The organism is Acidobacteriota bacterium (genome assembly GCA_020845575.1).
In the GTDB taxonomy this organism is placed as follows: domain Bacteria; phylum Acidobacteriota; class Vicinamibacteria; order Vicinamibacterales; family Vicinamibacteraceae; genus Luteitalea.
Genome location: JADLFL010000020.1, coordinates 23,169 through 44,246, shown reverse-complemented (window position 1 = coordinate 44,246; position 21,078 = coordinate 23,169). Strand labels below are relative to the sequence as shown.

Genomic DNA, 21,078 nt, shown 5'->3' with positions numbered 1-21,078 from the left:
CCGGCGTGCCCGTCGAGCCGCACGCAGGGTTCGAGCCTGCGTGCCTGAAGGGAGTTCAGTGTGGACGACACCGTGAATCGACTGGCGAAGGAACTGGCCGATGCCATGGCCGACGCCGTGGCCTCTGATCCACGAGTGGAAGCCTGCCGCGCGCGCGCGCGGGAGGCCGGCTACGACGTGCGGGTGACGCTCGACGCGGAGATCGGCTTCGCGACGCGGACGGGTCGCAAGGCGAGGCGGTCGCCCAGGCCGACCCACGCCGCCCGGCATGTGGCGATGACCGACAACGACCGCCGGTTCCTCAAATCCCTGAGAATCGCCCCCGACGCCGCCACCGAAGAGGTGTGAGTCCGACCGGCAACCGGCAACCCGGCAACGGGCAACCGGATGGACATCAGGGGCCGGACAGGTGCCCGGTTGCCGGGTTGCCGATTGCCCGTTGCCGGGCCCCGATCAGTCGATGAGCGACCGTCCTGTCATCTCCGCGGGCTGCGGGAGGTGCAGGAGGTGCAGGAGGGTCGGCGCGACGTCCGTCAGGGCGCCGTCGTGCAGCGTCCTGTCGGCCACGTCGGGGCCGACGAGCACCACGGGCACCAGGTTGGTGGTGTGGGCCGTGTGCGGCGCGTCGAGCGTGTAGTCCCACATCTGCTCGGCGTTGCCGTGATCGGCCGTGACGATGGCCGTACCGCCCACCGACAGGAGCGCGTCGATGCAGCGGCCAAGGCAGGCGTCGACGGCCGTGATCGCCGCGATTGCCGCGTCGAGCTTGCCCGTGTGGCCCACCATGTCGGGGTTCGCGAAGTTGCAGATGATGACGTCGTGCCTGTGGTGCAGCACGCTGTCGACGAACGCGTCGGCCACGCCTGACGCACTCATCTCCGGCTGCAGATCGTAGGTCGCCACCTTCGGCGACGGCAGCAGCACGCGATCCTCTCCCGCGAACGGCGTCTCGATGCCGCCGTTGAAGAAGTACGTGACGTGCGGGTACTTCTCCGTCTCCGCGAGCCGCATGTTCGTGAGGCCGTGCGCCTGCAGCACCTCGCCGAAGTACTGCGTGGCCGTCTGCGGTGGGAACGCGATGGGGAACGGATACGTCGCGTCGTACTCGGTGAACGTCGTCAGGCCGACCTTCGGACGCGGTGCGGTGTCGAACCCGTCGAAGTCGTCGAACATCAACGCCCTGATGATCTGCCGCGCCCTGTCAGCCCGGAAGTTGAAGAAGATCACCTGGTCGCCGTCGGCCATCGGCCCCACGGGGCGGCCCGATGCGTCGACGATGGTGGCCGGCAGGATGAACTCGTCGGTGGTACCCGCCGCATACGCCGCGGAGATCACAGCCTCCGCCGACGGTGCCGGCGGTGCGGTGCCAGTGACGATCGCGTCGTAGGCGAGCTTCACGCGCTCCCACCGCTTGTCGCGATCCATGGCGTAGTACCGGCCCGACACGCTCGCGATGCGCGCACCCGTTTCGGCGCACACCGCCTCCAGCGCGGCGATGTACCCCTGCCCGCCGGTCGGCGACGTGTCGCGCCCGTCGGTGATGACGTGGACGAACACGCGTGGCGCGCCCATCCCCTTCGCGAGCCGCAGCAACGCATGGAGGTGCGCCTGGTGGCTGTGGACGCCGCCGTCGGACAGGAGGCCGAGCAGGTGGACGGCCGTGCCCGCGTCGATCGCGGCCTGGATCGCGGCACGCAGTGCCGGCGTCGCGTCGAAGCGATCGTCGGCGATCGCCTTGTCGATCCGCGTGAGGTCCTGGTAGACGGTGCGGCCCGCTCCGAGGTTGGTGTGGCCGACCTCGGAGTTGCCCATCTGGCCGGCGGGCAGGCCGACGGCCTCACCCGACGCCTCCAGCCGGGCGTGCGGATAGGTGGACCAGAGCCGCCTGAACACGGGCGGCTCTGCCAGTGCCACGGCGTTCTGATCCGTCTGGTCGCGCAGGCCCCAGCCGTCGAGGATGATGAGCGCCACGGGCGCACGGTTGGACATGGTGCTTGACTCGTTCACGCGTGCTTACTTGATCGCCTTGATCGCGGCCTTGCCGGCGTACCTGGCGTTGGCACCGAGCGCTGCCTCGATGCGCAGCAGCTGGTTGTACTTGGCCGTGCGATCGCTGCGGCTGGCCGAGCCCGTCTTGATCTGGCCCGCGCGCGTGCCGACGGCGAGGTCGGCGATCGTGCTGTCTTCCGTTTCGCCCGAGCGGTGCGAGGCAACCGTCGTGTAGCCGGCGTCCCACGCCATCTTCATCGCGCGCAGCGTCTCGGTGACCGAGCCGATCTGGTTCAGCTTCACGAGGAGCGAGTTGCCCACGCCCTGCGCGATGCCTTCGGCCAGGATCTTCGGGTTGGTCACGAACACATCGTCGCCGACCAGCTGCACCTTGTCGCCGAGCGCCTGCGTGATCAGCTTCCAGCCGTCCCAGTCGCCCTCGGCCAGGCCGTCCTCGATCGAGCAGATCGGGTACTGGCGCACCCAGTCGGCAAACAGCTCCACCATCTGCTCGCTCGAGCGCGTGGGCGATCCCGACTTCTTGAAGACGTACTGGCCGTCCTTCCAGAGCTCGCTCGACGCGACGTCGAGCGCGATCCACACCTGCTCGCCCGCCTTCAGGCCGGCCTTGCCGATGGCCTCGAGCACGACCTCGACGGCGTCCTGGTTGCTCTTCAGACTCGGCGCGAAACCGCCCTCGTCGCCCACGCCGGTCGAGAGCCCGCGGCCCTTCAGGATGCCGCGCAGCGTGTGGAAGATCTCGGTGCCCCAGCGCAGGCCTTCGGAGAAGCTCGACGCGCCGAGCGGCATCACCATGAACTCCTGGAAGTCCACGCTGCTGTCGGCGTGCGCGCCGCCGTTGAGGATGTTCATCATCGGAACGGGCAGGAGGTCCGCGGGACCGCCGCCGGCCATCGCATGGCGCAGGGCGCCGATGTACTCGTAGAGCGGCACCTGCTTCTCGGCGGCGCCGGCGTGCAGGGCGGCCATCGAGACGCCGAGGATCGCGTTGGCGCCGAGGCGGCTCTTGAACTCCGTGCCGTCGAGGGCAATCAGTGTCTCGTCGAGGCTCTCCTGATCGAACGGCTTGCCGACGATCGCCGCGGCGATCTCGCCGTTGATGTTGGCGACGGCCTTCTGGACGCCCTTGCCGAGATACCGGCTCTTGTCGCCATCGCGCAGTTCGAGCGCTTCACGCTCACCCGTTGACGCGCCCGACGGCACGGCGGCACGCCCGAAGGCGCCGCCATCCAGCGTGATGTCGACTTCGACAGTGGGATTGCCACGCGAATCAAGAATTTCGCGTCCGATGACCTGCTTGATGATCACGATGACTCCTCGATGGTGCTCTGCGGCTGACGGCTTGCGGAAAAGGAAAGAAAAAACTCAGGGTTTGCGCGCGTCGTCCTGTTCGCGTTGGCGGCGCGTGTCTTCAGGCGTCTGGACGTACGGCTCATCGTTGGTGGTCACGACGACGACGCCCTTCGCGGTGACCGTGTGGCGCTTGCGGTCCTCCTCGATGTCGTAGCCGATGACGGCGCCGCGCGGGATGAAGACGTCGCGATCGATGATCGCGTTGCGGATGCGGGCGTGACGCCCGACCCTGACGCCTGGCATCAGGATACTGCGATCGATGTCGCAGTAGCTGTGCACGCGCACGTTCGGGCAGAGGATGCTGCCGCGCACGGTACTGCCCGACACGATCACGCCGGCCGAGATGATCGAGTCAAGCGCCTGTCCGCGCCGCCCTTCATCGTCGAACACGAACTTGGCGGGAGGCGCCTGGCCCATCCACGTCCGGATCGGCCAGTCGGGATCGTAGAGATTGAAGTCGGGGTTGACCTGCACGAGGTCCATGTTGGCCTCGTAGTAGGCGTCGAGCTCCCCGATGTCGCGCCAGTACTTGTTGGCCTTCTTGTTCTCGTCGGAGAAGCGGTACGAGTAGACGGGGGCGCGGCCGATGAGCGACGGCAGGATGTCCTTGCCGAAGTCGTGCTTGCTGTCGCGGCCCGCGTCCTCCTCGAGCGCGCGGATCAGCACGTCGGCCTCGAACACGTAGATGCCCATCGAGGCCAGCGCCACGCCGGGCATGCTCGGGATCGCCTTGGGCTCGGCAGGCTTCTCCTCGAAGCCGACGATGCGCTCTTCCTCGTCCACCTGGATGACGCCGAACCGCCGCGCGGCCTCCTGCACGGGCACTTCGTAGGTCGCCACCGTTGCCGCGGCGCCCTTCTCCACGTGCCAGCGGATCATCTTCGAGTAGTCCATCTTGTAGATGTGGTCGCCCGACAGGATGACCACCCGCTTCGGACCCTCGCGGACGACGGAGTAGAGGTTCTGGTACACGGCGTCGGCGGTGCCGAGGTACCAGTTGTCGCTGACGCGCTTCTGCGGCGGCAGGATTTCGATGAACTCGCCGAGTTCCTCGGCCACCACGCTCCAGCCCAGCCTGATGTGCCTGTTGAGCGACAGGCTCTTGTACTGCGTGACGATGAAGATCCGGCGCAGTCCGGCGTTGATGCAGTTGCTGAGCGTGAAATCGATGATTCGGTACGGTCCGCCGAAGTACACCGCGGGTTTGGCGCGCTCCCGGGTGAGCGGTGACAGCCGTTCCCCCACCCCACCTGCCAGCACGATGACCAGCGAATCGTTCAACATGGACCGGAATCGTATCGCAGGCTCACCGTTCCGGCGTTATGATCCGGAATCCTGCATGCAGGAGCATGCCCGGGGGAGTGCACGATGCAACAGACTCGACTCACCTGGCTCGCGACGGGGCTCGCCATCGCACTCGCCGCCAGTCCGGTTCTTGCTCAGAAGAAGAACGACAAGGCCGCACCGCCCGTGGACCCGAAACAGGTTCTGGTGGATGCGCTCGTCGAAGCGACCAACGAAGCCATGAAGGCCAACGCCGGGACGTCGGTCTACATCGCCGATCCCGTGGCGCGCACGGTGACCGCCGATCCGGCGACCACCATGGACATGACGCTGACGACCGACTACCTGAAGGCGTCGGACAACAAGATCTACGCGCCGTTCACGGTGACGATGCCGCCGGGCGTGATCGGCCAGGGCGGATCGCTCGCCGTGTACGTGCGCCTCACCGAGAAGGGCGCGCTGCCGCCCGAGGCTCCGCCTCCGCTTGACCCGAAGGCCAGGAAGGAGAAGGAGAAGCGGGACAAGAAGAAGAAGAAGGGCAAGGAAGAGCAGGATCTGGCCGGACAGGCCGTGTCTGGCGTCGAGTATCCCTGGGAGGACTACTACGACCTCACCGCGACTCCGCGTGGCCCCGGCGGCCCGCTCGCCTTCAGCCGTCCGTTCAGCACTACGCCTGGCGAATACGACGCGTACATTGCCGTGACGGTGAAGGATCCCGCGGCAGCCGCCGGACCGGTCAAAGTGGCCGTCCACAAGGCGGTGGCGACGGTGCCGGACTACTGGAACGATCAGTTCCAGTTGTCCAGCGTGTTCGTGGCCAGCAAGGTCACGGCGCTCAACGAGGTGCCGACGGGTGAAGCGCAGAAGGCGCGGCCCTTCGTCATCGGCAACCTGGAGATCGCTCCTGTCGTGGACGGCAAGTTCGCGAGCAGCGACGAGCTCTCGGTGTTCTTCATCGTCTACGGGGCGGCGCTCGGCGAGGACAAGAAGCCTGACTTGCTCATCGAGTGGCAGCCGTACAAGAAGGGGCCGCTCGGGGAGGCGAAGTTCCGCGGCGTCGCGCCTCAGCATCTGAATGCCGAGTCGTTGCCCCCGGGCTTCGACGTGGCCCAGGGACACCAGTTGGTGGGCAGCCTGAACGTCCCGATTTCGGCCTTCGAGCCGGGGGACTACCGCCTGAACATCAAAGTGACGGACAATAAGTCCGGCAAGTCCCTGACGCACGACGTGTCCTTCACCGTCGCCGGTTCCTAGCCGGCAGCCGGTGGGTCCATGGCACTCGGCGGGCACAGGCCCGCCGGTGTGTCGAGGGACGTCATCTGGAGTGCTCATGACCCGATCGGTGACGCTCACGGCGCTCGCACTCGGTCTGTCTGTCGCTGCCACGGCGACGGGGCAGCCGCTCGTGCAGGCGCGCGCGCACGGACTCGCGTCGATCGTGCCCGGCGTGGACCTCGTGTCCGGGCGCATCGAGGGCGTGGTCACCGATGAGGGTGGCGTGCCGATCCCCGGCGTGGCCGTGTCGGCAATCGGACCGGATGCCTTGTTCGGCGTCACCGACCAGTCGGGCCGGTTCGTGTTCTCCGCCGTGCCCGTGGGCACGTACCTCGTTCGCGCCCAGCGGGCCGGATACCGCGCGTCGACCCGGACGTTCGTCGACGTGGCGCCGGCAGCGAGCGCCAGGCACATCGTGCAACTGGCGCGGCTGTCGTCAGCGGCGCCCGTCCCTGCACCAGACGATGCCCCACCGCCCGTGATTGCGGCGGGCTTTGGCGGTGCCGCCACCATCGCCCCCGCGCCGTCGACCGAGACCCTGAAGGACGATCACGAACACTCGCCCCGCCTGTGGCGCCTGCGCCACATGAAGCGATCCGTCCTGCGAGACACGCAGGGCCAGATCGCCCTCGATGCACTCGCAGACGATGTGGAGTGGGTGGAGACGCGGTTCGGGGCCTCGTCTGTCGAGACGTCGGCACGGAGCACCACGTCGTACTTCGGCGGCGACGCGTCGCTGTCGGGGCAGATCCAGTTCCTCACCGCGACGGCGTTCGACGAAGGCAGCGGCGGCGAGGGCACGTCGTGGGCATCAGGACCGTCGGGCGTGGCGTACGCCACGGTCGGCGCGCCGATCGGACGTACCGGTGCGTGGTCGGTCCAGGGCGCGATCGGCCGCGGCGACCTCTCGTCGTGGATCGTCGCGGGCAACTACATGCGGCCATCCGAGTCGCGTCATGCCCTCGACCTGGGCGCGTCCTTCGCGCTCCAGAGCTTCTCCGATCACACGCCCGCCGCGCTCATGAGCGTCTCCGAGCGCCGGCGTGCGGCAGGGACCATCCACGCGTTCGACACGTGGCGTCTCAGCGATCGTGCCGTCGTGACCTACGGCACACGCTACGCCTACTACGACTACCTCGACCGCCCCACGCTGATGAGCCCGAGCGCCTCGGTGTCCGTGTCGCCGATGGACAAGACCTGGGTGCGCGTGGCGGTGACCCAGCAGATGCTCGCGCCGGGGGCCGAAGAGTTCGACGCGCGGAACCTCTCGGCGTTCTCCATGCCGCCGCAGCGGACGTTCACGCCAGCCTCGGCCACCGGTCGGCTGAGCGCGGAGCGTACGCGGCACGTGGACGTCGGCATCGAGCGGCAGGTGGGGCCACTGTTGCTGGGGGTCAGGCGCTTCGAGCAGGCGGTGGACAACCAGCTGGTGGCGATGTTCGGCGTCGGGCCACAGGCCCTCTCGCCGGATCTGGGGCACTATGCCGTGGCCAACGGGGGCAACGTCAACGCGGGCGGCTGGGTGTTTGCCGTCGCGCAAGACGCGGGTCCTCGCTTCCGCGGCGCCGTCGAGTACACGGTCGCGCGCGCGCAGTGGTTCGGGACCGGCGAGCGTGGCGTGATCGCGGTGATGGCGCCCTCGGCAGACAGGGCCGGCCACGAGCGTATTCACGACCTCACCGCGCGCGTCGTGACCGACGTGCCCGAGACGGCCACGCGCGTGTCGGCCACCTGGAAGGTGAACTCGGCCTTCGCGCGTCGCAGCCCGCTGCTCGCCGACGCCAGTACCGACGCCCGCTTCGATGTGCAGGTGTCGCAGCGGCTCCCGTTCCTGAGCGCCACGGGTGCCGACTGGGAGTTCGTTGTCGCCGTCCGCAACCTCTTCCGTGATGGCGATGCCGTGGGTTCCGTCTTCGACGAGCTCCTCGTCATCCGCCCCCCCAAGCGCGTCGTCGGTGGCGTGCTGGTCAAGTTCTAGACGCCGGCAACCGGTAAGCCGGCAACCGTTCATCGGACAAACCCTCCGAATGGAGCGAACGGGTTTCAACCCGTTCGCCCTGGCCTCGTAAGCGATTGACTGCGCGTGGGATCCAAATGTACGTTGTCACGATCCCATCGATTGGAGCCGTCGGACGATCTTCCGGATCCATCGCGGGAGCCTCCCCGGAACGCGTTGAATTTCGGGTACTTGCACCATGCGTTCAGCCAGACGTGCTGGAACGCCGTTTGCTAGCACTGAAGCCTGAACGAACAACGGCTCGGTGCCCGGCCCGGTGATTCGTTGATCTGATCGCCGATGTCCGACGGAGTCTGGCCACTATCCACAGAGGGACCGCAACGCGCGCAGTGGATGCGCGCGGCGATGGCCGTTGTGGTCACGACGGTGCTGCTCGCCCTTGTGGCGGCCAACATCGCCGTCAGGTTCTCGTGGGTGGAGGTCGAGGACGGTGTGCTGTGGGAAGCGCGCGCGGAAGGCGTGGTGGCCGTCAGCGTCAGCCCGGACGACGTGGGAGCGGTCGCGGGGATCCAGCCGGGCGATGTGCTCGTCGCGATCAACGGGCGCGGCATCGACCGTGTCGAACAAGTGCGAGACGCGCAGCACGGCAGCCAGCGCGGCCAACCGCTCTCGTACATCATCTCGCGTGAAGGCTACGAGCGACCCGTCAGGCTGGCGCTGGAGCCTGTCGCCGATGGTGCCCGGCTGCTGTACTACTCCCTCGCGGCGGTGGCGATCTTCGCGCTGCTCGTCGGCTGCTCGGTGCGCGTGCAGCGCCCGCACGATCAGGCCACCCTCCATTTCTTCTGGCTGACGGTTGCCTTCTTCGGCGTTTGCGGCTTCTCCTACAGCGGACGTCTCGATCGTCTCGACTGGGTGTTCTACTGGGGCGACGTCATCGCGATGCTCGCGTTGCCGCCACTGTTTGTCCATTTCGCGCTGGTCTTCCCAGACCGGCACGACACCTGGGCCAAGTCGCCGCAAGGTCGCCGTCTCGTTCCGCTGCTCTATCTCCCGGCCATCGTCGTTGGCGTGACGCGGGTGTCGGTATTGCTGGCGGGCGGACTCCCCGGAGACGCCTTCGAGAACTGGATCGTCACGCTCGATCGCGTGGAGATGCTGCAACTCGTGGCCGCGCTCGTCGTCGGGCAGACGATCATGACGCGCACGCTCGGCCGCCTGCGCTCGGTCACCGCGCGCCGCCAGTTGCGCTGGATCGTGTGGGGCACGTTCGCCGGTGCACTGCCGTTCGCGCTCTTCTACGGACTCCCGTACGCCCTCGGCTACCACCCGTGGGATGCCTTCGGACTGCTGGTGGTGCTGCTCGCGCTCGTGCCGCTGGCGTTTGCGTCGGCCGTGGTGCGCTACAGGCTGATGGACGTCGAGGTGATCATGAAGCGCGCCGTGGTGTACGCCACGGTGCTCGCGGCGATCGCCACCATCTACACGATCACGCTGCGCTTCGCGAGCGACGTCTTCCTCGGCGGATCCGAGCAGCACAACTCCGTCATCGCCATCCTCGCGACGCTGCTCGTGGTGGTGCTCGCCCCGATCGTCAAGAACGGCATCCAGACCGCGCTCGACTACGCGCACTATCGCGATCGCTACGACTACCGCCGCGCGCTGCTCGCGTTCGCGCGCGATCTCAACGCGGACCTCGATCTCGATCGCCTCACCGCGCGTCTCGTCCAGCGTCTCGCCGACACGTTCGGCGTCGACAGGGTGTCGCTGTTTGTCGCAGCACCGAGCGGATCGGCAGACGCGTTCGCCACGCATAGTGCCCTTGGCGCCACGCCGGACACCGTGCCGCCAATCAAGCGGGTGTCGGGGATCGGCACGCGTCTCGAGAGCGGTCAGCTGGTCAACCTCGACGATGCGTTCACCGTGCGCCGCTGTGCTGCCGAGGAAGTCCGCTTCTGGCACGAGCGGGGGCTGCGGTACTTCGTGCCGTGCCTGGCCAAGGACGGTCCGATCGCGGTCATCGGCGTTGGGTCCCGTCCGAGCGGCGAGCCCCTCAGCACCGAGGACCTGACGCTGCTGAGCGCGGTGGCGGCGCAGGTGGCGACGGCCATCGAGAACGGCCGCCTCTATCGCGAGCTGCGCGAGAAAGCCGACGAGCTGAATCGCATGCGGGAATTCAGCGAGAGCGTCGTCCAGTCGCTGCAGGACGGCCTGCTCGTCGCGGACCTCGACGGCGTCGTGCTGCGCTGGAATCCGATGATGGAGGAAATCGCGGGGGTGGCGGCGGCGCAGGCCGTGGGGCATCGCCTCGACGAGCTGTTCGATCCCGAATTCCTGGCCACGGTGCGCATGGCCGAGCGCGGCGGCACCGAATCGGCCACCGTCTATCGCACGCCGCTCGTGTCGCGCCACGTCGAGGGTGCGCGCAAGCGGCTCGTGAACGCCGCGATGCACCCGCTGCGCGCGCCCAACAGCGCGATCTCGGGATCGGTACTGATGATCGAGGACATCACTTCGCGCGTGCAGCTCGAAGAGCAGCTGCAGATCTCCGAGAAGATGGCCTCCATCGGTCTGCTCGCCGCGGGCGTCGCGCACGAGGTCAACACGCCGCTCACCGGCATCTCGAGCTTCACGCAGATGCTGCTGGAACAGGCCGACCCCGATGACCACCGCACGCGTCTGCTCGAGAAGATCGAGCGGCAGACCTTCCGCGCCGCCAAGATCGTGAACAGCCTGCTCCACTTGTCGCGGCCCGCGCAGACCGAAACCGGTCCCGTGGACCTGCACGTCGTCATCAACGACGTCCTGTCGCTGCTCGATCACCAGTTCCGCGCGGCGAGCGTCCAGGTCCGCAAGGACCTGCAGGCCGAGGCTCCGGTCGTGCGTGCCGTCGAGCACAAGCTCCAGCAGGTGTTCCTCAATCTGTTCCTCAACGCGCGCGATGCGATGCCGAAGGGCGGCTGGATCGCCATCGAGACGCGTCGTGACGGCGATCAGGTGGTGGTAGTGGTGGGCGATACGGGCACCGGGATTCCGAGCGAGCATTTACCGCGCATCTACGACCCGTTCTTCTCGACCAAGGCGATCGGACAGGGGACAGGGCTCGGGCTGTCGATCACGTACGGCATCGTGCAGGAGCACCACGGCACGATCGTATGTGACAGTCAGGTGGGGCAGGGCACGCAGTTCACGCTGGCGTTCCCGGCCTTCACCTCGTCACGTACCGGGACCGGGGCGACAGGCACGAGCGCGCGCTGAAGCGCGCAGGGACTTCCGAGATGGCCACTGGCAAGGGAACGATTCTCGTCGTCGACGACGAAGAGGTGATGCGTGAAGTGCTCGAGGCGCTGTTGATGCGCGAGGGCTACGACGTCCGCCTCGCCGTCGACGGCACCGAAGGCCTGGAACTCGCGCGGAGTCAGTCCTTCGACGCGGCAGTCGTCGACGTCATGATGCCCGGCATCGACGGCATGGCCGTGCTGGGCGAGTTGCGCGCGCTCGACGAGGACCTGCCCGTCATCATCGTCACGGCGTTCGGCTCGATCGAGTCGGCGACGTCGGCCATGAAGCGCGGCGCGTTCGACTACATCACCAAGCCGTTCAAGAACGACGAAGTGGCGGTGGTGGTGCGCAACGCGGTGGAGCGCTCACGACTCGCGCGCGAGAACCGCATCCTCAAGCAGAACCTGCAGACGCACGGCAGTCGCTTTGCCAACATCATCGGGCGCAGCGGCAAGATGCGGCAGGTCTTCGATCTCGTGATCCAGGCCGCACCGAGCCGTTCGACGGTGCTCGTCTACGGCGAGAGCGGCACGGGCAAGGAACTCGTTGCGCGGGCGCTGCACAACAACTCGCTGCGCGCCGAGAAGCCGTTCGTGACGGTCAACTCCGGCAACCTGCCGCCCGATCTGCTCGAGAGCAACCTGTTCGGCCACGTGAAGGGGGCGTTCACGGGTGCCGTCGCGCCGAAGAAGGGGCTCTTCGAGGTCGCCGACAAGGGCAGCATCTTCTTCGACGAGATCGGCAACGTGCCGCTCGAGACGCAGGCCAAGCTGCTGCGCGTGATCCAGGAACGCGAGTTCATGCGTCTCGGCGGCGTGGACACGATCAAGGTCGACGTCCGCATCATCGCCGCCACCAACGTCGATCTCCGCACGATGGTCGACGATGGGCGGTTCCGCGAGGACCTGTACTACAGGCTGCACGTCATCACCGTGAACCTGCCACCGCTGCGCGCGCGCAAGGAAGACATCCCGCTGCTCGTACAGCACTTCCTCGAGAAGTACGGCGAGGAGAACAACAGGCGGGATCTCGAACTGGCACCGGAAGCGCTCGACCTGCTGCTCGACTACGACTGGCCGGGGAACGTGCGCGAACTGGAGAACGTGATCGAGCGCGCCGTGGTCCTGTGCCCGGGCTCGCGCATCGGGCCGGACCTGATCCCGGACACCGTGCGCAACACGCGCCGGTTCCAGTTGCCGAACTTCGTGCTGCCGCCGGAAGGCATCTCCTTCAAGGAGGTCACGGGCGACTTCGAGCGCCGCCTCATCGAGACCACGCTCGAAGCGGCAGGCGGCGTGCAAAAGCGCGCGGCGGAGTTGCTCCACATCAAGCCGACCACGCTGAACGAGATGATCAAGCGCTACGAGATCCGTCCGCGACGCCGCAGGAGCAGCGACGAGCCCGAACCCGTCAGGTAGATCGCGCATCACAAGGGCCCGGGCTTGCCAGGCCCGTCGGCGGCTGCACTCGCGCTAAGCTGTCGGCGTGCTCTTCCGCCAGATCACAGATGCCGGCCTGTCGCAGTACGCCTACCTCGTGGGGTGCCAGCGGACGGGCGACGCGCTCCTGATCGATCCGCAGCGCGACATCGACCGCTACGACGCCATCGCCGCCGCCGAAGGGCTGCGCATCGCCGTCGTCACCGAGACGCACATCCACGCGGACTTCCTGTCGGGCGTGCGGGAATACGCCGAACGCCCCGACGTGCGCATCGTGCTGTCGAAGGCGGGGACGCCAGACTGGCAGTACCGCTGGCTGGAGCAGAGCCGCGCGCCCGTGACACTGGTCGGCGACGGCGATCGCTTCATGGTCGGCCACATCGAGATCGAGGCGCGACACACGCCCGGACACACGCCCGAGCATCTGGTGTTTGTCGTCATCGACCGCGGCAGCGGCGCCGATACGCCGATCGGCGTGGCCACCGGCGACTTCCTGTTCGTCGGCGACGTGGGTCGTCCCGACTTGCTCGAGTCAGCCGCCGGTCATGCCGGCGCGATGCGGCCGTCGGCCGAGCAACTCCACGCGTCGCTGGCGCGGGTGTCGGCGTGGCCGGAGTTCATGCAGGTGTGGCCGGGGCACGGTGCGGGGAGTGCGTGCGGCAAGGCGCTCGGTGCCATCCCCTCGTCGACGGTGGGTTACGAGCGCCGGTTCAACGGCGCGCTCTCACTGGCGTCTGGCCCCCGCGAGGCGTTCGTCGAGGCAGTCCTGTCCGGACAGCCGGAGCCGCCGCCGTACTTCGCGCGCATGAAGCAGCTCAATCGCGACGGCGCGCCCGTCCTCGGTACCGTGCCGTCGCCGCGCGAGATCACCATCGCCGACGTGGTGGCCGATCCCGCGCTCGTCGTGCTCGACACGCGGCGAGATCGCGCCGCGTTCCTGCACGCGCACCTGCCGGGCAGCCTCCATGCTCCGGCGACGCGGCAGTTCCTCGCGGCCGCCGGCGCGTTCGTCGAGCACACGCAGTCGATCGTCCTGTTGTGCGCGCCCGCCGAGGTCGACACGCTGGTCCGGCAGCTTGCGAGGATCGGTCTCGATCGTGTGGCGGGCTGGGTTCCGGTAGCGGCGTTCGACGCGTGGCGCACAGATGGAGGCGTCACGACAGCGATTCCAAGGATCACGTTCGAGGAGTCCATCCCGCCGGGACCTGACAGTGTATGGCTCGACGTGCGTGGCAAGGCCGAGCACGACGCCGATCACGTAGACGGCGCGTTGCAGATCGCGCAGAGTCGCCTGGCGGTGGAACAGGCACGCGTGCCGCGGGATCGCTCCGTCACCGTGCATTGCGCCACGGGCGGGCGCGCGGCCCTCGCCTGCGCGTACCTTTCGCGCCTGGGCATCGACGTGCGCTGCGTGGACGACGACTTCGCCCGCTGGCGCCGCACCGCCCCCGCCACGTCCGCCTGACGTGACGCCTGCGGTTCACGGGCCGGGCTCGGAGAGAGCCGGCCCTCCCCACCGCGGCGATAGGTAGGGTCGGCTCTCCGAGCCCGGCCCGTCAGCGGCGCGCTGGCGCGCCGCTCGTGAGGCCACCGATCAGGCGGTCGTACTTGCCGAGGATCACGTCCCATCGATAGTTGGCCTGCACGTAGGCCCGGCCGTTGCGGCCCATCGCGCGGCGCAGGCGCGCGTCGGCCATCAGGAGGGCGAGCGCCTCGACGAACTCCTCGCGATTGGCGTAGTACAGCCCGGCGTTGCTGCGACGGCAGTGCTCCACGAGCACGTCCGCGCGCGCGTTGCACAGCACGGGCGTGCCCATCGCCATCGCTTCGAGGGCCAGGAGCGACAGGCTCTCGAGCGGCGACGGCACCACCACCACGTCGGCGGCGTCGAGCGCCTGCAGGCGTTCGGCTTCCGGCAGCATGCCGGCGAACCGGATCCACGGAGTCTCCGGGATGGGCATCAGCTTGGCGCCCATCAACGCGAGCGTCGCGTCGCCGCCCGACTCACGATAGGTGCTGAAGTACTCGAACAGCTCCTCGCACCCCTTTCCCGGATCGATACGACCGCCATACAGGGCGACGTGGCCGAACAGCCGATGGCGACGCCTGAACGCCTCGCCGATCCCGCGCTTGCGATCGGCGGCCGGCCGCTCGTGGCGCGGACCGCGTCCGCGCCTGCCGCGCACCACACCCTCCTTGGCCGACTGCGCCGGCGCAGGCTCCTCCTCATCCGGCACGAGCGGTCCTTCGAGCGGCGCGTCGACGCCGCGCCGCGGCTTGCCGTGTCCCTCGGTGTCGAGCAGATCGACGCCACACCCCACCGTCTCGTCGACGATGGTGCGGATGTCGAAGGTGTGCTGGAGAAACGCCTTCTCGCTCTCCGTGTTGAAGGCGATGGCGTTGGCCGTGGCGAAGAGCTCGCGATAGATCCCGAGCTGGATGGCGGGCTCGTCGTGCGCGGTGGGAACCAGGATGCTCTTCTGCGGCGCGATGCCGAGGCCGAGCACCGTCGGTGCGTACAGGTACGTGAAGAAGATCAGCACGTCGTACTGCTGGTGCGAGCGCTGCAGGTATTCGAGCAGCGCCGGGCACCACGGCCCCTGTTCCTCCAGCCACCGCATCTCGTCCTCACGGGTGTGCGGATAGTTGAAGATCCAGTCCGAGAGCGCGTTGAAGGCCGTGAGATCGCGCGTCCGCGCGCTGGCGAACCGCCGCACGTTGACGCCGCGGATGCGGTCGGTGCCTTCCGGATACTCGTTCTTCCAGGTGGTGTACTCGCGCGCGCACGTCGTGAGCACGTCGACGTGGTTCCGCACCGCCATCCGCTCGGCGATGAGCCGGCAGTGGTACTCGGATCCGCCGAGGATCTCGGTGCCGTAGCGCTGGATGATGAAAGCGATCTTCACGGGTGCATCCTGTGTGATCCGGACCTGTCAGGCAAACGGCGCGAGCAGCGCGTCGAGGTCGGCCTGCAGGCGCGCCTCGCTGAACGCCGCGAGCCGCGCGTCCTGGCCCTTGATGATGTCGGCACGCAGCCGGTCGTCGTACGTGAGCCGGCCGAGCCACTCGGCCGCGAACTCGAGATCCTTGGGCGTGAACACGACGCCGGCGCCGCCCATGGTCTCGGGCACGGCCGCCGCGCCATACGCGAGGACCGGCACGTGCGCGGCCATCGCTTCGAGCAGCGGCACGCAGAACCCTTCGTGCTCGCTCAGCGAGATGTAGACGCTCGCGTACCGATAGAACGCCGCGAGGTCCGCGTTGGGCACCGGGCCCGTGAACCAGAACCGATCCGCGGGCATCTGGTACTTCTCCATGAGCGCGCGAATCGTGGCGTAGTAGGACGGTACCGCATCGTACCGGCCCACGAAGATGAAGCGATAGTGGCTGTCCACGTAGCGCTTGTAGTGCTCGGCCAGCCTGATGTGATCCTCGATCTTCTTGTTGGGGGCAACGCGCCCGACAAAGAGGACGTTCGTCAGTCCGTCGCCGAGCACCTTCTCCAGCGCCGGCCGCCGCGGCGCCGTGGTGATGCGCGCCAGATCCAGCGCGATGGGCATCACGCCGGTCGGCGCGAAACCGAGCGCGTCGAGTTCCTCGCGGTTGTACGTCGAGTCGCCGAGCGCGAGGTCGACGTGCCCGACCAGCGTGGCCAGTTCCTCGCGCCCGAGCATCGCGAGGCGCGCGATGTGCGGCGCGTAGTCGGCGAAGAAATGCGCCGGCGTGATGTTGTGGTACTGGAGGACGCGGCCGCCTGGCAGCGTCGCGAACGCCTGCGTCATCGGCGACGGCAGCGCGAAGTGGAAGATCGTGACGTCGCCCTCGCGCGCGGCGGGGTCGCCGAACGGCCGCACGTCGTGCCGCAGGTCCTCGTCGATCGTCAGCGCGAAGATTTCAGAGGCGTGTCCGCGCGCGCGCAGCATGTCGCGCACGCGGCGCGCCGAGTCGCCGATGGCGTCGCCCTTGTGCGCGGCCGGCACCCACTGGTGCACGCTGAGCGGCGCGGTCGACACCTCAGGCCGCTCCGCCGGATGTGTCATCGGCGAGCCGCTCAGGAAGCGCCCTCAGCGCGGACGGCCGGTACTGCCTGACCTCCTCGAGCAGTTCCTGCATCTCGAACTGATCCCAGAAGTCGAACGGTACCCTTGGCGCCACGCCCGGTGGCGCGGCGAGCGCCTCGTCGACGAAGCGGAGCAGCGTGCCGTCGAAGTCCTGCGCGGCCAGCCGGGCCAGCGCGGCGTCCTGCGAGGCGAGGATCCGACCGGCGAGTTCCTCATCGTCCAGGATGGCGTGCGCGAGCGACGCGACGTACGACGGGTTCTTCGTCTCGTAGAGCACGCCGCCGCCATCCATGGTGGACGGCACGGCCGTCGCGGCATGGGCGAGTACGGGCACGCGCTTGTGGAACGCCTCCATGAGAGGGACGCAGAACCCTTCGTGCTCGCTCGCGCAGAGGAACAGATCGGCGACGTCGTAGAAGGCAGACAGCTCCTCGTTGCTCACGTGTCCCATGAAGAACACGTCGGGCACTTTCAACGTGGCCACGAGCTGTTGCAGCATCGCGAAGTAGAGGTCGAAGCCGCCGTACGATCCCACGAGCAGCAGGCGCGATCGCGGGTTGTGTTGCGTCTTGTACGCGTGGAAGATCCGGATCAGATCGTCGATCTTCTTGTTCGGGATCATCCGGCCGACAAACAGGATGTTCGTCCACCCGTCGTCGAAGCTCTCGGCGATCGTTCCCGGAGCCGTATCGGCAAGGTGCGTGAAGCTCGGGACCACCGGCAATACGCCCGTGCGCGAAAATCCCGCCTCCACCAGTTCGCGCGTGTTGAAGGCCGAGTCGCCCACGGCGAGCACGCAGCGGTCGCGATACGCGCCGAGCTCGCGGCGGCCCATGAAACAGAGCTGCACGAGCAGCGGATGGACGTCGACGAAGAACTCGGGCGGCGTGATGTTGTGGTAGACGAGCACCATCCTGTCGGGCAGTGCGTACGCCACGCGGCTCGCACGCGACCCGATCGAGAAATGGTGGATGAGGACGTTGTCGGGCGAGCTCTCGTCGATGAGCTCGCGGTAGTCGCGCGTCAGATCCTCGAGCCGCGGATCGGCCGTCTGCACGAAGATGTCCGACTCGTGTCCCGCCGCACGCAGCACGCGCTGGATGCCGAGGACCTCGTGGCCGATCGCATCGCCGTAGCCGAGCGTGGCCAGCACCTGGTGGACCACAGCCATCTCAGCGCCCCTGTCTCGCGGCGGGTCGTCCGCCCTGGCGGCGCCGGCGCATGCCGCCGCGTCCGCCTCGCGGCGGACCTTCGGGTCGTGTCCGGGCACCGGTGACGGCCGGACGAGGTGCCGGTCCGGACGGAATGCTCGCCAGCACCTCGCGTGCCGGCGGCAGCGTGGCGCGCCGCCTGGCGAACCAGCCGGGCAGCGGCTCGATCCCGTTGCCCGCCGGCGACTGCGCCAGCTGCGCGAGCATCGCGTCGTAGCGGGCGTCGATCACCGGCCACGCGTAGTTGTCGCGGAAGTACAGGCGCCCGTTCTCGCCGAGCGCGCGCGCGAGCGACCGGTTGCTCGTGAGCACGTGCAGCGTCTCGGCGAACTCGCGCGCATCGGCGTAGAAGAGGCCCGCGTTGCTGCGCAGGCACTGGCCCTGCAGGACGTCGCAGTGGGCGTTGGCAAGGACCGGCTTCCCCATCGCCCACGCCTCGATGGCCACCATCGACAGGCTCTCGTAGAACGACGGCATCATCAGCGCCTCGCAGGCGGCGAGCGCGTCGTACTTGTCCTGATCGGAGATGAAGCCGACGTGGCGCACCATCGGGTGATCGGGGATGGGCAGCAGCGCCTTGCCCGCGAGCACGAGCTGCAGCGGACGCCGGTTCGTGAAGAGGTACTGCTGGAAGAACTGGAACAGTTCGCGGCAGCCCTTGTTCTCGTCGATCCGGCCGACGTACAGGACGAACGGCCCGCGGATGTCGTACGCGCGCCGGAAGCGTTCGGCGACGGCCTGCTGCGCGATGTCGGAGCCGACGCCCACCACCACGCCAGGCACGGCCTCGTTGCCCGAGGCCGCGCGGATCATCGCCTGCTCCTCGTGCGAGTTGTACATGATGGCGCGCACGCCGCGGAACACGGGCGGGAAGATGCCGAGACCGATCGCCGGATCGCGCTCCGCCGTCGGGACGAGGATGGCCTTGTGCGCCGCCGCCCTGATGCCGTGATAGCTGTGGTGGTAGCGGTAGCTGAAGAAGAACAGGTAATCGTAGGCTGACGCGTGTGAGGCGACGTAGGACACCAGCGCCGGGCTGGTCGGGCCTTCCGATTCGAGCCACGCCAGTTCGTCGGCGACCGAGTGTTGCCGATCGAACACCTGGAACGACGCGCGGCCGAACTCGTCGGGGTCGCGCTCGCGCGACACGGCGAAGCGACGCACGCGCACGCGGCCGATGGACTCCTCGCCGGCCGGGTACTCGTTGCGCCACGTCACGTAGTCGCGCGCGCACGAGGTGAGTACCTCGACGTCGTGCTTCTGCGACAGCCGCTCGGCGATGTAGCGCGCGTGCTGCTCGGCGCCGCCGTTGATGTCGGCCCCGTACCGCTGGACGACGATCCCGAGCTTCACGGCGCGACGGGATCGGCGCCGCCGGCGCCCGCAGACGGAGTCTCGGCACGCGGAGCGTCATCGCGCGCCGCCCCGCCCTCGTCGGCCTGACTCTCGCCGCCCCCTCCGGCAGCGCTCCCCTCGCCACCGCCGTCGCCGCCGGGCCCACGCCGGCGCCCCCGCCGCCGTCGGCGCCGCCGGCCGACCTTGTCGGCATCCTCGGGCGCAAGGCTCGCGTCGTCGACGGGATCGAGCGTGGTGAGCGAGACGGGCGAAGCGCCCGCCTTGTACTGCACCACGCCTTCGAGGGCGCGCGCGCGGCGTTCGGAGAAGTCCAGGCGCGTGTTGAGCGATTCGACCCGCATCTTGAGGTTGCGGTTCTCGATGCTGAGCCTCGTGAGCTCCACGACGAGGTTGTTGAGCACCTCGAAATTCAGCGCCTCGCGGCTGCTCACGCGCGCGATCGATCGTGAGTAGTAACCGTTCAGGGCGGTCTGCATGTTCAGCACGCGAATCACGGGATTCGGGTTGAAGAACATCTTCAGGAGCGGGTTCAGCAGCTTGCGCAGCGTGCGCAGCATCCGGCCCGCCGCGCCGCGCGACGACTCGTAGATCGACTCCTCGTCGAACCCGTACTGGTCGGGCGCGGGTTCGATGTCGAGCAGCGTCGTCACGCCGCGCTGGTTCCGGTATTCCTCGAGCAGGCCCGATCGCACGGCCAGGGGATCGAGGAACCGTTCCAGCTTGACGGCGGCGAGCTCCTTGATCTCGTCTTCGGTGTAGTCGGCGCCGCGCTTCTCCTTCACGCGGGCGCGGATCTGCCGCATGATGTCCTCGACGTTCACTGAATCGGCGCGCACGGAAAACTCGGGCATGGCAGGTGACGCTCAGGACACCTCGCCCCGATGGGCGCCGGCGTGGCGGCTCATCGGGCGAGTGCCCACGGATGGTAGATCAGCGCGACAGTCGTCGCGCCCCAGAGGGCCACGCACAGCAGCAGCGGGCGGTCGGCGAGCAGCAATTCGCTCGGACTGCCACCCTGGCTGCGGCGATGGACCAGGTAAAGGTACCGGAAGATCCCGTACAGGGGGAACGGCAACGTGAGTCCCAGCCACGGCGTGTCGAAGCGCTCCACGGTATCGCTGCTCACGGTGTAGAAGGCGTACGCCATCAACGTGGACGCCGTCACGACGGCGATCATCTGGTCCACGAGATATGGCGTGTACTCGCCCAGGATGGCGCGGTGCCTGAGGGCATCGTCGCCGAGCAGTGTGATCTCGTGCCGGCGCTTGGCCAATGCGAGGAACAGCGCCAGGAGGATGGTGCAGACCAGCAGCCACTGGCTCACGGGCACGCCGATCGCCGCGCCGCCGGCCGACGCCCTGACGACGAAGCCGAGCGCAATCGAGAGCACGTCGAGGATGACCTGCCGCTTGAGGCTCAGCGAGTAGCCGACCTGCAGGAGCACGTACACGGCGGCGTGCGTCAGGAAGGCGGGGCCCAACCAGGCCGCGGCGGCCAGTGCCGCCACGAGCAGCAGCCCGGCGCACACGAGCGCCGTGGCCACCGACAGGTGGCCGGCCGCGATCGGGCGCAGTCGCTTCAGGGGATGCTCCCGATCGCTCTCGCGGTCGACGACGTCGTTGATCACGTAGACGACACCGGAGAGGGCGCAGAAGGCGAAAAACGCCACAACGGCGCGCAGCACCGCCTCGCCGTCGAGGAGGCGCTGACCGAAGATCAGCGCCGCGAAGACGATCAGGTTCTTGGTCCACTGCGCGGGACGCAGCGCCAGAAACAGCGACGCCGCGACGGAGGGTCGCGGCGTGCCGGGGGGATGCGTAGCAGTCAACGCAATCGGAGCGTGGAGCGTG

General features: G+C 68.2%; 15 protein-coding genes. 6 read left to right on the top strand and 9 right to left on the bottom strand.

Features of this window, described 5'->3' with window-relative positions; all coding sequences use genetic code 11:
- The first annotated feature begins 60 nt into the window (after window positions 1-60).
- On the top strand, window positions 61-348 hold the full coding sequence (locus tag IT182_06030; protein ID MCC6162889.1) for a hypothetical protein: 288 nt from the start codon (window positions 61-63) through the stop codon (window positions 346-348).
- Window positions 349-453: 105 nt separating this feature from the next.
- On the opposite strand, the gene IT182_06025 is transcribed toward IT182_06030, so the two are convergent.
- Genes IT182_06025 through glgC form a run of 3 tightly spaced genes read right to left on the bottom strand, consistent with a single transcriptional unit; the run spans window position 454 to window position 4,644 of the window.
- Entirely contained in the window at window positions 454-1,989 is a 1,536-nt protein-coding gene (locus IT182_06025; protein MCC6162888.1) for a 2,3-bisphosphoglycerate-independent phosphoglycerate mutase, read from the bottom strand.
- 24 nt (window positions 1,990-2,013) lie between these two features.
- Complete coding sequence (eno, locus tag IT182_06020) at window positions 2,014-3,321, bottom strand: phosphopyruvate hydratase (GenBank protein MCC6162887.1); 1,308 nt, start codon at window positions 3,319-3,321, stop codon at window positions 2,014-2,016.
- A 54-nt stretch (window positions 3,322-3,375) separates the two neighbouring features.
- On the bottom strand, window positions 3,376-4,644 hold the full coding sequence (glgC, locus tag IT182_06015; GenBank protein MCC6162886.1) for a glucose-1-phosphate adenylyltransferase: 1,269 nt from the start codon (window positions 4,642-4,644) through the stop codon (window positions 3,376-3,378).
- A gap of 87 nt (window positions 4,645-4,731) precedes the next feature.
- On the opposite strand from glgC, the gene IT182_06010 reads away from it, so the two are divergent.
- The 5 genes from IT182_06010 to IT182_05990 all read left to right on the top strand — a co-directional run bounded on the left by IT182_06010 (window position 4,732) and on the right by IT182_05990 (window position 14,065).
- A complete protein-coding gene (locus tag IT182_06010; protein ID MCC6162885.1) occupies window positions 4,732-5,901 on the top strand; it encodes a hypothetical protein in 1,170 nt (389 codons plus the stop codon).
- Between the two features lie 76 nt (window positions 5,902-5,977).
- Entirely contained in the window at window positions 5,978-7,900 is a 1,923-nt protein-coding gene (locus IT182_06005) for a TonB-dependent receptor (protein MCC6162884.1), read from the top strand.
- Between the two features lie 384 nt (window positions 7,901-8,284).
- Window positions 8,285-11,137, top strand: coding sequence for a PAS domain S-box protein (locus tag IT182_06000; protein ID MCC6162883.1), 2,853 nt, complete (start codon window positions 8,285-8,287; stop codon window positions 11,135-11,137).
- A gap of 20 nt (window positions 11,138-11,157) precedes the next feature.
- Complete coding sequence (locus IT182_05995) at window positions 11,158-12,579, top strand: sigma-54-dependent Fis family transcriptional regulator (GenBank protein MCC6162882.1); 1,422 nt, start codon at window positions 11,158-11,160, stop codon at window positions 12,577-12,579.
- A gap of 67 nt (window positions 12,580-12,646) precedes the next feature.
- Window positions 12,647-14,065, top strand: a complete 1,419-nt coding sequence (locus IT182_05990; protein MCC6162881.1) for an MBL fold metallo-hydrolase — start codon at window positions 12,647-12,649, stop codon at window positions 14,063-14,065.
- A gap of 91 nt (window positions 14,066-14,156) precedes the next feature.
- Here the strand turns inward: IT182_05990 and IT182_05985 are convergent, their stop codons facing one another.
- The 6 genes from IT182_05985 to IT182_05960 all read right to left on the bottom strand — a co-directional run bounded on the left by IT182_05985 (window position 14,157) and on the right by IT182_05960 (window position 21,056).
- Window positions 14,157-15,506: a glycosyltransferase gene (locus IT182_05985; protein MCC6162880.1), complete on the bottom strand. Its 1,350-nt coding sequence runs from the start codon at window positions 15,504-15,506 to the stop codon at window positions 14,157-14,159.
- A 27-nt stretch (window positions 15,507-15,533) separates the two neighbouring features.
- Entirely contained in the window at window positions 15,534-16,640 is a 1,107-nt protein-coding gene (locus IT182_05980; GenBank protein ID MCC6162879.1) for a glycosyltransferase, read from the bottom strand.
- Window positions 16,615-17,832, bottom strand: a complete 1,218-nt coding sequence (locus tag IT182_05975; GenBank protein ID MCC6162878.1) for a glycosyltransferase — start codon at window positions 17,830-17,832, stop codon at window positions 16,615-16,617. The genes IT182_05980 and IT182_05975 overlap by 26 nt, the downstream gene beginning before the upstream one ends.
- Window position 17,833: 1 nt before the next feature.
- Window positions 17,834-19,225 (bottom strand): glycosyltransferase family 4 protein, encoded by a 1,392-nt coding sequence (locus IT182_05970; protein MCC6162877.1) that lies wholly within the window; start codon window positions 19,223-19,225, stop codon window positions 17,834-17,836.
- Complete coding sequence (locus IT182_05965) at window positions 19,222-20,064, bottom strand: hypothetical protein (protein ID MCC6162876.1); 843 nt, start codon at window positions 20,062-20,064, stop codon at window positions 19,222-19,224. Before IT182_05965 ends, IT182_05970 begins: the two co-directional genes overlap by 4 nt.
- A gap of 65 nt (window positions 20,065-20,129) precedes the next feature.
- Window positions 20,130-21,056 carry a decaprenyl-phosphate phosphoribosyltransferase gene (locus IT182_05960; GenBank protein ID MCC6162875.1) on the bottom strand — a complete coding sequence of 309 codons (927 nt, stop codon included), beginning with the start codon at window positions 21,054-21,056 and terminating at the stop codon, window positions 20,130-20,132.
- Between the last annotated feature and the right edge of the window lie 22 nt (window positions 21,057-21,078).